We start from the raw sequence: 12,384 nt of genomic DNA, 5'->3' as shown, positions 1-12,384 counted from the left end.
CCTTTTATTTGTTTTTTATAAACTGGCGATTACTCTTTATTGGGGGATTTTGGTCTTTGGCTGGAGTACTTTTACCGTTAGACGGCAAGCGGTTTATGCTGACGCGGTAATCCGATCCCATACCATTTCGCTGAAAGATCATCTATAGAGGTCAATCATTTTTTTCGTCTTGTTCAATAATAGTCAAAAAATCTGTAGGTGTAGCCGTAGTAATAGAACTATCAATATACCCCTTTAAATCTCTGGTAACAATATAATCCGCATGTATGTTTTCACCAGTGGAATATTGAACAGCGTCTTCAAAATCGCTCCAGTTTATTTCAACTGCACGATAAATTTCTTCTCCTGTAACTGACGCAATGTTTACAGTTTTTAACAATTTTTTGAGAAGATTCATACTCTTTTGTTTGTCCTTATATGTTGCGTTAGTAAGAAAAAAAATGTCTGTTATTGATGAGGCTGTTACATATCCGTCAATGATCTTTTTTTCTGAAAGTAACAAAACAAGAGCAGATTTTTCAAGAAACGGTTCCCGTTTCAGCAAGACATCAAGAACGACATTGGTATCAAGTAATACTGTCATATTTCTTGAGCCTTAAAGCACGAATTTCATCAAGGGTAATGTCAGAGTGAGGGATAGCCCCAATGAGAGATTGGGTAATTGAGCCTTCCATTAAATCGTTTAATTGCGTTTTTCGGTCTTGAACAGGAAAAACAATGATTTCCACTTTGTGGTTATGAAACGAATGGGGGAGAGAAAGCACATGATCCAGAACACTAGAATCTACAACTTTTCTTACAAATTCCATATAACTTATCATATTGTCTTAAAATCAATCTGTCAATGTCGCTCTTTTATTCCACTGGTACACTACCGAATTTCGGTAACAACTACCAATTACTAGCGTGAGCCAAAAAAATCGTTCAAACGGCGATCAATATCGGACTTCATCGTTTTGTAAAGTCGATCTATCAGATGAGGTTTAAATTCTTTTTTTTGGTTATTGCTGGCAATGTTTTTGGAGGGCGGACATAAAAGTTCATAAATCTCGACCTCAAGGGCTATGGAAAGGTTTTGAAGCGTTTTATCACTGACCCATGTGCGACATCCTTCAATGTCATGAATCATCTGATACGATACGCCAACGAGTTCGGCGAGTTTTTCCTGAGTGAACCCAAGTAAACTGCGTTTTTCTTTAATATTTGCAGCAAGAAGTTCCCTTGCGTTATCCATCTGTACTCTAAAATAGGTTAGTAAAAACAACTATAACAGTTGACATAAGTAACTATATATGGTATATATTACTAACCTAACATGATTGTCTTTATTTTATAAGCATGACATATTTTTGCGTACAAAAAGGGTATTTTTGGCGTTTTTTGAGTAGTTCTTTATGAAAAAGGCGTAAAACGCTTATTTTTCAAGATTATAAAGAAAATAACTAAGGGGGTTATTGTGAAAAAGGTAATTTTTGTAATTTTACTTGCGGGGCTAAGCGTTTGCGTTTTTGCCCAGAACGGAGTGATAAAAGAATTCACCGGAACGGTGGAATTAAAATACGCTGGAGCGGCCGATTATACAGCCGCAACTTCGGGGGCGCAGGTAAAGGCGGACACTATTGTTTCCACCGGATTTAAAAGCACCGCCTTGATTGAGGTGGGAAGCGTAATAATTGCCGTGCGTCCCCTTACCCGCCTGACCCTTACGGAGATTAGCGCTTCGGCGGGGACGGAAACTGTCAACATGAACCTCCAAGCTGGAAGAGTAAAGGTGGACGTGAAACCGCCCGCCGGAAGCAAAGCCGCGTTTACGGTAACCAGTCCTTCCGCTACCGCTTCGGTGCGAGGGACAAGTTTTTACTTTGACACGATGAATGTCAGCGTCAGCGAAGGGACTGTGGCTTTTAAAGGAAACTCCGGATACACGGTAATGGTAGGCGCCGGTTCCTTTAGCGGAGTAGGCGCTTACAGCATCGCAAGGGAGGCCAAGAGCAGTGACAGCGAGGGGCTTGTACTTCCCTACCCTGTAGGGTATGACCCAGCAACGACGGGAAACATCGGTAAAACGAAAGTAGTGAACACTCCATCCGCTTCTGGTACTACTGACAAGTCCAACGATGGTGATATTGGCATAGGTATCGAATATTAATTCAAAAAAACAAAGGAGGTTTTGTTTTATGAAAAACGCCATGACGAATAATATATTGTTGATTTTTATCGCGCTTGCCGCCTGTATTTTTTCAATCACTTGTCAAGAAGCCATAACGGCAGGGGAAGATGTTGCTGGGAATGGCGGCGGGTTAATCGCCATTTCCATTGGCGGAGGGAATGCAAGAACGGCTTATCTTCCATGGGCGGAAATCGACATTGCCCAACTTGACCACACCATAACCTTTACGGGCGGGCCGGGAGCGGACGTAAAACGGGAAGGCGTGAAGGCGGGGCAAACGGTTCAATTTTCAGTTACGCCGGGTCATTGGCTCATTACCGTGAAAGCGTACTTGGGTGATACGCTTGTAGCGGAAGGTTCTGCCTCCGTGGACATAAGGCAGGGACATAACGACACTGTTTTAATAACTATGAGGCAAGTGGAAAACAAAACGCCTGACGAAGTAATACCAGACCCTGAAGCGATAGTCATAGAAACTGTAAATATCAATATTCTTGTGCCAGTGAACGGTGATGAACCGCAAACAACCGTGGAAGAAGGCGAAGGCAATTTTACCGTAAGCGGCATTACATGGGTTCCGCCCGATAATCCGTTCCTCGGCAATGTGGCTTATAAAGCCACAGTAACGCTGACGGCAAAAGACGGATACACCTTTACAGGATTGAGTTCCGCTACTATCAACGGAAACAAACCAGCGGTAGTAGAGGACAACACAGGCACGACCGTCACTTTGTCCTACACCTTTCCGATAACAGACCCAAGAAAAGTTACGAACATGGTGATAAAATCACAGCCGACAAAAACGACCTACACGCATGGCGATCAGCTTAATTTATCAGGGCTTGTGGTAAAGCTGACCTATGATACCTACGAGATAGAAGATGTTGAAGCCGCAAATTTTGAGGCAAAAGGTTTAACCGCTACACCGGCTCACGGTCAACATTTGGTTCACTCATTGCACAACGGAAAGCCGGTAAAAATACAACACGGAATACACTTTGAGGAAGACACTGGCAATTTGACCGTAAGCAAGGCGGAACCTGTAAGAGACGATTTTGACATTACCGGAGACGTAACAGTTCATTATAATGGCGAGCAAAAGTCTGTTCACGTAACGCCAAAAGACGGAAAGTCTAACGGGGATATTAATATTTATTATGAAGGGACGGGCGATACAACGTATGCCAAAAGCGAAATAGCGCCGATAAACGCGGGAACATACGCCGTAACCTTTGATGTGGGGGCGGGAACAAATTATAACGCTTCCACAACGAGCTTTAGCGCAGGGACGCTGACAATTAACAAGAAAGTTGTTGAGCAGCCCGACATCTACGGCGTTACCGTCCCAACATTCAACAGAACTCCGGTTGCAGAAATCACCGCAACTGAGGAATACACTGGAGAGGTAGCATGGTCTCCGACAGTAACAAATAATAAATTCGCATACGGAACACCATACACCGCAACCATAACTCTAATCTTGAATGATAGCGCTAACTACACCTTTGCGGGCATAGCGACAGACTTCTTCAGGGTAGATGGAGCGAATTCAGTCATCTTCAATACAAATGACGACACTGTTACGGCGGTATTCCCAGAGGCACCCTTTAACGTCTCTACCACTGACGATTGGTCAGCCGTAAAAGCTGAAATCATAAGATTAGGCAACGGCTCTGTAGACAACATAAAGAACTACACCATCAACATAATCAACAGCTTTGAAACAGGAGGCAATACTAATGCAACCTTCGGCGGTGTTACATTTATTAACGTAACCATTACAGGGGACAAAACGATAACCCTTACAGGAGGAACTACCGGCTCATTGCTATATGTTGGATCGTACCAGAATGTCGTTATTCACGACACCGACTTTGAAGGGAACAGCAACAATAACACGTCTTTGATTTATATTGGCACTAACGCCAACTTAACAATGGAAGGTAATTCATCGGTATTTGGCAATACCTCAAGCGACAGATACGGTGGTGGGGTGTATGTTTACGGCACAGGCGCAACCGCAACCTTCACCATGAAAGACAACGCTTCGGTGCATGACAATAAGGTTGACGAAAGCCTCTACTACTATTTCGGCGGCGGTGTTTATGTGACTAACGCAACTTTTAACATGATAGGCGGTGAAATTAAAGGCAATAAAGCCGGCTCCGGAGGTGGTGTGTGTGTTATTGGCGCAACCTTCAACATGACAGGTGGGGAAATCAGCGGCAATACCGCTGGTACTAACGGTGGGGGGGTGGCTATAAATCCTTACACCGAAACCTCAAATCCTCCAGTCTTCAAAATGTCAGGAGGAACAATAAGCGGTAATACCGCCACTAACGGTGGCGGGGTGAGTGTCAGCGGCTCAAACGCAACCTTCCGCATGGAAACAGGGACAATTTATGGCACGGATGAAGAAGTCACAACACTGAAAAACAAGGCAACTACTACTGGTGCGGCTTTATATAAAATCGGCGGTACTTTGCAACGTGGAACCTTTGACAGTAACGGCGAATGGCAAAGCAAAGACGCTCTTGATAACTCAGCTACCACTCTTAAGGTAACAAACGGCGATTTGGCTGTTGTTTCTTTTAACGTTGCCAGTACCGAAGCTTGGTCAGCCGCAAAAACTGCAATCGCAAACAGCGGCAACAATAGGGACTACATCATCAACATACTTGCCGACATTCCCAATGCGGCAGGCACAACCGCAGCAACCTTCGGCGGCGTTACCGGGCTTAACGTAACAATTACAGGGAACCACACCATTACCCTTCCTTCTGGCAGTACCGGCTCATTGCTCTATGTCGGAGCGAACCAGGCCGTTGTTATTCACGACACCGGCTTTGAGGGGAACAGCGGCAATAACAGGTCTTTGATTTATTTATCTGGTAGTAACGCAAGATTGACAATGGAGGGAAGCTCATCGGTATTCGGCAACACTAGCACCGGCGATGGCGGCGGGGTGTTTGTTAGCGGCGCAACAGGCACAGGCGCAACCTTCACCATGAAAGACAGCGCCTCAGTGCATGGCAATAAATCTACAGGCAGCAGCGGCGGCGGCGGGGTGTATTTGTACTACGGCGTAACCTTCACCATGCAAGGCAATTCAGAGGTGCATGACAATACCTCAAGTGGCGGCGGCGGGGTGTATTTTAACGGCAACTCAAGCGCACCTTCAACCTTCACCATGGAAGGCAGTTCAAAGGTGCATGACAATACCTCTGCAGGTAGTAGCGGCGGCGGCGGGGTGTATGTCGATAGCAGCGTAGCCTTCACCATGAATGGCTACTCCTCGGTGCATGACAATACCGCTACCTCCGGAAGCGGCGGCGGGGTGTCTCTTAGCGGGAGCGCAACCTTCAACATGAATGACAACTCATCGGTGCATGACAATACCACTACCACCAATGGCGGCGGGGTGTATGGTCCCAATAGCTCCCCAGGGCCAACCTTCAACATGAATGGAAACGCCTCGGTGTATAACAATACAGCCGGAACTAGTGGGGGCGGGGTATATTTTAACGCCGGAACCATCAATATGAGAGGCGGGGAAATTTACGGCAATAACGCCACAGGAACTGGCTACAGCATAGGCGGTGGCGGGGTGTATTCACAAGCAACCTTCAACATGACAGGCGGGACAATCTATGGCAACACCGCTACCGGCAACGGCGGCGGGGTGTGTTTAAGCACCAATAACTCCTCAAAGTTCCAAATGGAAACAGGGACAATCAACGGGTCGAGTGGGGCGAACCCAAATACGGCAGCTAGCGGAGCGGCTTTATATAAGGGAAACAGCACTGCCCAATACGGAACCTTTAGCGGAGGCACATGGATCCAAACAAGTCCCGGCGGCACTCTTGATACCACAGCCAACACGATCAGGGTCAAAGACGGCGATATTGTGCCATAAGGGAAAGTAGTTAGTGGATAGCGGATAGTGAAAGCTAAATGCTAAAGGAAGTATGTAGAGGTTAGCGGATAGTATGTAGAGAGCGAGGTTTGCAAGCGAAGCGTTGGAGTATTATGCGCGGCTTACGGACAATGATGCTGAATACTATCCACTAAAAAAGGAGGAGAGAGAAAAAAAATGAGAGAGGGATTATATAGCGGCGGCGGCGACCCGTTCCTTCACCATTTCATCAATGATTTGGACGGGAGTTTTACGGTCAGCCGCTGCCTTCGTAAAAAGGTAATTGACAGTCATATTCGACAGCCCCAAAAGACGCAATTCCCTTTGTGCAAGCCAACCGGTTCCGTCAGGACCCAACTTGGGAACAGTACGAGTCAGTTCTTCATCAAGAGCGTCGTATTCTTCATCAGTCATGTCAGTGTATTCCATCAATTTCTCGGGAAAATATAGCATGAAAACCAAAAATTATCAATCTAGGAGCGATCAATGAAAAAAATCTTACTTTGTTTCCTACTATCCATACCAAGTTTGCTTTTCGCACAAACTGCGGCGGAATTTGAATCCCTATTGGCAAGCGACGCTCTGAGTTACGAGCAGGCGGCGTCCGTCGTGCTTAGAGCCGCTGACATAACGGCGGAAGGCTCAGCGTTCAGCTACGCCGTGGAACAGAAATGGCTGTCCGGCAAAATCGCACCTAACGGCGCCGCCACACTCAATGAAGTTTCACTCTTAATCATGGGAGCGTTCGGTATTAAGGGAGGTATCATGTATTCCGCCGTGAAAAGCCCCCACTATGCGTACAGGGAACTGGTGTATCAGGGCGTAATTCAAGGGAGAGCCGACCCCGAAATAGCCGTGTCGGGAAAACTTTTGTTTTTTATGATTGGCAGAATCCTCGACAGAACCGAAGGTGAACTATGAACAAACGAATCAAGTTTCTTTTTATTTGTTATTTTTTTGTTATCTGTCATTTGTTGCCGGCTTTAGATTTTGGCTTGCTTGTTAATCAGGACGCAGGATACGGCAACGTAGAGAGCGGCGCAGAAAGCGGCGCAAATTTTGACTATTCAATCGCCGTCGTGCCGAGGCTTTCCGGCTTGATTGGCGATAACGGCGATTTCATTGTTACCGCAGGTTTTGAGACGGATTACGACAAGGAATGGGGCTATGTGCCGGAACTGTTGAAGACGGAACTTTCCTTCCACCTCGGCAACTTGGTTTTTGAAGTTGGGCGGATATACCACAGTGACCCGCTTGGCTTTATCGCCGAAGGGCTTTTTGACGGCGTAAAAGTAGCGTATAACAGCGACATCGGGACGTTCAGCGTGGGCGCATTATACACGGGGTTGCTTTACAAAAAAAGAGCCAACATAGAAATGACGGCGAAGGAAATCAACGCCTACAACGCTCCCCTTAACTACGGCGATTTTTCGGCGACCTACTTTGCCCCACGGCGTTTTCTTGGCGTTCTGGCGTGGGAACATTTGGGCGGCGCCGTTCAAGCAAGAGCCGGTATTTTTGGGCAGTTCGACCTTTCCGCCGAAAAACCGCTTAACAGCCAGTATATGTCGGTAAAATTCACCATGCCGGTAAAAGCGTTTTTCTTTGATCTCGGCGGATGTTTTGAACTAATCCAAAATGACGGAGAATTCGGGACGGCGTTCGCGGCGGAAGCGGGAGTCGCATTTACGCCTCCCACCACGTTTAAAAACAGGCTTTCACTTTTGGCGCGTTATGCGTCAGGCGGCGGAGATGGCAAAACGGCTTTTCTGCCCCTTACAACCGTAATTCAGGGTGATATTCTTGAGGCGAAGCTTTCCGCCCTTTCGACAATTTCACTTGATTACGCAGTCCGCCTCCATCCCGCTTTTTTAGCGACTATTACATCCACTTATTTTATTCGCGGCGATTTAGAGACGTACAACGGGTATCCGTTAGGCGAAAACAGCGATGGCTATTTATTAGGGAACGAGTTTTTCGCGCGGCTTATATGGAACCCAGCGTCCGACTTGCAGGTAAATTTCGGCGGAGGGCTTTTTATGCCCTCTCTAGGCGACGCCGCGCCAAAAGCGGAAAATTTATGGCGCGTGGAAATTAGCGTGGTGTTTTCGTTGTTATAACGCGCAAATAAGTTATTCCTAATTCTTCATTGCTCACTGCTCATTGCTCATTGCTAACTGCTCACTGCTCACTGCTCACTGCTCACTGAATTCAAAATTCTAATAATTAAATTGTGAAGAATTAAAAAGTATACAATCAAATTGCAATTAATAACCTATACACTATTCATGCTTAGCATAAATTCCTGCTTTTAAAAAATTATCTATAGAATTGTACTCAATAGATAAGGAGTATTTTATGAGTCTTAAAATAAAATTAACTGTGATTATTCTTGGAATGATCCTGGTAACTGTCACTATTTTATCTGTGTTTATTCTTACCCGCTCGACAAGTTTGCAAACTGCCACAACCTTCGATTACGCCCACGAATTGGCGCAAAGCTCGTCAATTGAAATACAACGGCGTATCGAAGTTTACACGGATTACTCAAATATAATCGCCCAGTTATTCAGCGATTATGAAAACGTTCAGGAAAATTTACGGCGAACTAATTATGAGGAAATCCTGCAAAGCTCAATTCGGCAGAATTCTCAAATTATAAATATCTGGACGGCATGGCTTCCCAATACCATAGACAACCGTGATGTGCAATTGGGACAGTTTCAATTTTTTTACTCAAGACGTGACGGTCAAATTAAAGTTTATCCCGAAGGTTATGAAGGCTGGCAAAGTTATCTGGCGAATATGACTGATAAACCAACCATTTCAAATCCCGTGTGGAGGGATATAGCCGGTATGGGAAATGTTCCTATTATCGCGATCATGTATCCAATCAGGAACGGAGCCGGAAGGCCGATAGGTCTGGTCGGAGTGGATTTTGCAAGCAGAATGCAGGATATAGTCGATGATTTGGTGAAAGAGTTATACGATGGCAAGGGATTAGGCGGAGTATATACCAACGACGGCACGATACTCGCGCATTGGGATAAAACGCGCGTTACGGGAAATATCAAGACTGATTCATCAGAAAGGGATTTGCTCGGTCAAGATCTTAATCGGGTAACGCAATCAATTAAGGACGGAAAAATCAGCGTATTAACGCGGTATTCTAAGGCAAAGTTACAGGACTACCATCTCGTTTACTATCCTATCAATGTTACCGGTATTGATACCGCATGGTGTTTTTATTTGGGTCTCCCCATGGATGAAATAACCAAGCCGATTAGGGATATGACATTTATCGCGATAATATTCGCCGTCATCCTTCTGGTAATAGCGGCGATAATAACCATGTTTGTCGTCAATAGCATTGTCAAGCCGATTATCAACGTAACCAATACGTTAAAAGACATATCCGAAGGCGAAGGCGATCTGACTAAGAGAATAAACAACAACACTAAAGACGAGGTAGGCGCTTTATCCAACTATTTTAACCTTACCATGGAAAAAATAAAAAAACTTATTGTAATCATCAAAAATGAGGCTGCAACATTGTCCAATATTGGCAATGACCTTGCCAGTAATATGACCGAGACCGCTGCGGCGATAAACGAAATTACCGCAAACATCCGCAGCATTAAAGGCCGCGTCATAAGCCAGAGCGCCAGCGTTACCGAAACTAACGCCACAATGGAACAGGTTATCGCAAACATCAATAAATTAAACGGTCATGTCGAGCGCCAAAGCGATAATGTTTCCCGTGCGTCATCTGCCATTGAGGAAATGGTCGCCAATGTCAATTCGGTAACAGACACTCTGGTTAAAAACGCCGCTAATGTCCAGTCGTTAAAAGAAGCTTCCGAAGTAGGCCGCGGCGGATTACATGACGTAGCTTCTGACATTAAGGAAATAGCCCGCGAATCGGAAGGGCTGTTGGAGATTAACTCGTTAATGAAAAACATCGCCAGTCAGACAAACCTGCTTTCGATGAACGCCGCGATTGAAGCGGCTCATGCCGGAGAAGCGGGCAAAGGTTTCGCCGTTGTCGCCGATGAAATCCGCAAACTTGCCGAAAGTTCAAGCGAACAGTCCAAAACCATCGGCAATGTTTTAAAGAAGATAAAAAGTTCAATAGACAAAATCACTAAATCAACCGAAAACGTGCTTGAAAAATTCGAAGCGATTGATTCAAGCGTTAAGACGGTGGCGATGCAGGAAGAAAATATCCGTAACGCTATGGAGGAGCAGGGTGAGGGAAGCAAACAGGTTCTACAAAGCGCGGCTGGCATAAGCGAAATTACCCAACAGGTAAAGAGCGGCAGTGAAGAAATGCTTGAGGGCAGCAAGGAAGTAATGAGTGAAAGCCGTAACCTCGAAAAAATCTCGGTGGAAATTACCAACGGCATGAACGAAATGGCCTCCGGCGCGGATCAGGTGAACACGGCGGTAAACCACGTCAATGAGATAAGCGCCAAAAACCGCGCAGGCATTGAGACTCTGTTACAGGAAGTTTCAAGGTTTAAGGTGGAGTAAAGTGGGAGTTAATACAGTAATTTGACTATATAAGAGCTTGTAGAAAAACAATAAATATCGCATAACAAAATAAAAAATTGACATAAGAAGAAAAACCGCGATATAATAAATTTATTATGGCAAGATATAAACATAGCGAAGCGGGAAACGGGCAGGGATTATTTTTGTCTGTAAATCTTAAAGAACAACTTCTGCCCGGGACATTTGAGTACATGCTGAATGATCTAATAGGAAAAAGAATAGACATAAGCATGTTTGACAAAAACTACAAGAATGACCAAACGGGAGCGAAGGCCATACCGCCTGGAGTGCTGATAAAGCTCATCATATACGGATACTTAAAAGGCGTAAAAAGCTCGCGCGGGCTGGATGAATTAAGCAGGAATAATATAACGGCCAAAGCCCTCGCGGAAGACATGGAACCCCATTGGACGACGATAGCGGATTTCATATCAGGCAACGGCGTGCTGTTTGAGGAAACATTTGTAAAGGTATTAGCTTACTGCGCGGAATTAGGGCTTATAGGCGGACAGGAATTCGCGGTTGACGGACTGCGGCTGCCGTCGAACGCGTCGCTGGAAATGACCGGAAGGGCGGAAGAACTGGAAAAGAAACTGAAAGTGTATCGCCGTATGGCGGAAAAGCATGTGGCGAAACACCGTCGGCAGGACGAACAAGGAAAAGGGGACGAAGAAACTGAACGGCATTATCAAGAACGGCAGAAAAAACTGAACAGGCGGATAGAAAAGATAAGCGAGTTTTTGGAAAACATGGAAAAGAAAGAAGGGAAAAGAGGGAAAGAGACGAGGTCGAACGTGACCGACAATGAAAGCGCGCTTATTTACAGTTCCAAAGAATACATACAGGGATACATAGGTTTGGCGGTATCGGACAAAAAAGAACAAATAATAATAAGCGCGCGGGCGGTAGGCGACGCGCACGAAGGCCCGCATTTTCCGCGGATGCTGGACGGCGCGCTGGCTAATTTGAAAGAAGCGGGGGTAAAAAAAAAGAAGAGAGCAAAAATGATAATGCTGGCTGACAAGAATTATTTCAGCGAAGAAAATTTGAAAGCCTGCAAGGAGCGCGGGGTGGAAGCGGTAATAGCCGACTTGGAATACAAAAAAAGGCTTGAAACAAATGAGAACAGGAAATATAACGCGGATGAATTTAAATACAACAAAAAAGGCGATTATTATAAATGCCCGAACGGAAAGAAGCTTGCTTTTAAAAAAACTGATACGGTAGGCGGGCATGAAGGGAGAGTGTATAAAGCGAACGTGAAAGACTGCCGCGTTTGCCCGCTTGCTTCGAAATGCCTGAAGAGCAAAAAAGATCCAAGCAAATTAATCGGCGGGCGTGGGTTGTTTATATCCGAGCGCAACGGCAGCGGGAGCTTAATCCGGGCGTTGCGGAAAAAACTGAACACCCAGGAATATCAGGATCTGTACGCGTACCGGATACAAATAATCGAACCTGTGTTTTCTAATATCGCCTACTGTAAAAGACTGAATCGTTTTTCATTGCGGGGAACTGGGAAAGTAAACGGCCAATGGCAGCTCTATTGCATGGTTCATAATCTTGGCAAATGCCTGAAAGGGTACAACTTAATGAATGGATACGCGTAAGAAACGGATAAACCTTACCGGAAGTGGTAACGGATATTTAAAAATAATTGTGTAGAAGTTTAAACTTTCAATAACACCAATTTTTATTTCTTTGAAGGACTACAGAATCTGTGAGAAATGAGTTTTTCTACAAGCTC

Annotated in this window: 10 protein-coding genes; 6 read left to right on the top strand and 4 right to left on the bottom strand. The window is 45.3% G+C overall.

Annotated elements, in window-relative coordinates; translation table 11 throughout:
- Positions 1 to 151 precede the first annotated feature (151 nt).
- The 3 genes from ACYVRA_RS16940 to ACYVRA_RS16930 all read right to left on the bottom strand — a co-directional run bounded on the left by ACYVRA_RS16940 (position 152) and on the right by ACYVRA_RS16930 (position 1,234).
- Positions 152 to 583 carry a PIN domain-containing protein gene (locus ACYVRA_RS16940; protein ID WP_461253914.1) on the bottom strand — a complete coding sequence of 144 codons (432 nt, stop codon included), beginning with the start codon at positions 581 to 583 and terminating at the stop codon, positions 152 to 154.
- On the bottom strand, positions 567 to 809 hold the full coding sequence (locus ACYVRA_RS16935) for a hypothetical protein (protein WP_461253913.1): 243 nt from the start codon (positions 807 to 809) through the stop codon (positions 567 to 569). The genes ACYVRA_RS16940 and ACYVRA_RS16935 overlap by 17 nt, the downstream gene beginning before the upstream one ends.
- Positions 810 to 901: 92 nt before the next feature.
- A complete protein-coding gene (locus tag ACYVRA_RS16930) occupies positions 902 to 1,234 on the bottom strand; it encodes a helix-turn-helix domain-containing protein (protein ID WP_461253912.1) in 333 nt (110 codons plus the stop codon).
- Positions 1,235 to 1,456: 222 nt separating this feature from the next.
- On the opposite strand from ACYVRA_RS16930, the gene ACYVRA_RS16925 reads away from it, so the two are divergent.
- Complete coding sequence (locus tag ACYVRA_RS16925; protein ID WP_461253911.1) at positions 1,457 to 2,149, top strand: FecR domain-containing protein; 693 nt, start codon at positions 1,457 to 1,459, stop codon at positions 2,147 to 2,149.
- A 28-nt stretch (positions 2,150 to 2,177) separates the two neighbouring features.
- A complete protein-coding gene (locus ACYVRA_RS16920; protein WP_461253910.1) occupies positions 2,178 to 6,086 on the top strand; it encodes a beta strand repeat-containing protein in 3,909 nt (1,302 codons plus the stop codon).
- Between the two features lie 189 nt (positions 6,087 to 6,275).
- On the opposite strand, the gene ACYVRA_RS16915 is transcribed toward ACYVRA_RS16920, so the two are convergent.
- Positions 6,276 to 6,515 carry a hypothetical protein gene (locus ACYVRA_RS16915; RefSeq protein ID WP_461253909.1) on the bottom strand — a complete coding sequence of 80 codons (240 nt, stop codon included), beginning with the start codon at positions 6,513 to 6,515 and terminating at the stop codon, positions 6,276 to 6,278.
- Between the two features lie 57 nt (positions 6,516 to 6,572).
- Here ACYVRA_RS16915 and ACYVRA_RS16910 point away from each other — a divergent pair, with 57 nt between their 5' ends.
- From ACYVRA_RS16910 to ACYVRA_RS16895, 4 genes are all read left to right on the top strand, one after another.
- Positions 6,573 to 7,007, top strand: coding sequence for a hypothetical protein (locus ACYVRA_RS16910; RefSeq protein WP_461253908.1), 435 nt, complete (start codon positions 6,573 to 6,575; stop codon positions 7,005 to 7,007).
- Positions 7,008 to 7,060: 53 nt separating this feature from the next.
- Positions 7,061 to 8,206 carry a hypothetical protein gene (locus ACYVRA_RS16905; protein ID WP_461253907.1) on the top strand — a complete coding sequence of 382 codons (1,146 nt, stop codon included), beginning with the start codon at positions 7,061 to 7,063 and terminating at the stop codon, positions 8,204 to 8,206.
- Positions 8,207 to 8,444: 238 nt separating this feature from the next.
- Entirely contained in the window at positions 8,445 to 10,619 is a 2,175-nt protein-coding gene (locus ACYVRA_RS16900) for a methyl-accepting chemotaxis protein (RefSeq protein WP_461253906.1), read from the top strand.
- A 116-nt stretch (positions 10,620 to 10,735) separates the two neighbouring features.
- Positions 10,736 to 12,247, top strand: a complete 1,512-nt coding sequence (locus ACYVRA_RS16895; protein ID WP_461251302.1) for a transposase — start codon at positions 10,736 to 10,738, stop codon at positions 12,245 to 12,247.
- Positions 12,248 to 12,384 lie beyond the last annotated feature (137 nt).

Source organism: Treponema sp. R8-4-B8 (assembly GCF_054786175.1).
This window is presented reverse-complemented; position numbering and strand designations above follow the sequence as displayed.

Coding starts and splice junctions, on each gene's coding strand:
- ACYVRA_RS16940 (WP_461253914.1), bottom strand. CDS start 583: ATGACAGTATTACTTGATACCAATGTCGTTCTTGATGTCTTGCTGAAA.
- ACYVRA_RS16935 (WP_461253913.1), bottom strand. CDS start 809: ATGGAATTTGTAAGAAAAGTTGTAGATTCTAGTGTTCTGGATCATGTG.
- ACYVRA_RS16930 (WP_461253912.1), bottom strand. CDS start 1,234: ATGGATAACGCAAGGGAACTTCTTGCTGCAAATATTAAAGAAAAACGC.
- ACYVRA_RS16920 (WP_461253910.1), top strand. CDS start 2,178: ATGAAAAACGCCATGACGAATAATATATTGTTGATTTTTATCGCGCTT.
- ACYVRA_RS16915 (WP_461253909.1), bottom strand. CDS start 6,515: ATGGAATACACTGACATGACTGATGAAGAATACGACGCTCTTGATGAA.
- ACYVRA_RS16910 (WP_461253908.1), top strand. CDS start 6,573: ATGAAAAAAATCTTACTTTGTTTCCTACTATCCATACCAAGTTTGCTT.
- ACYVRA_RS16900 (WP_461253906.1), top strand. CDS start 8,445: ATGAGTCTTAAAATAAAATTAACTGTGATTATTCTTGGAATGATCCTG.
- ACYVRA_RS16895 (WP_461251302.1), top strand. CDS start 10,736: ATGGCAAGATATAAACATAGCGAAGCGGGAAACGGGCAGGGATTATTT.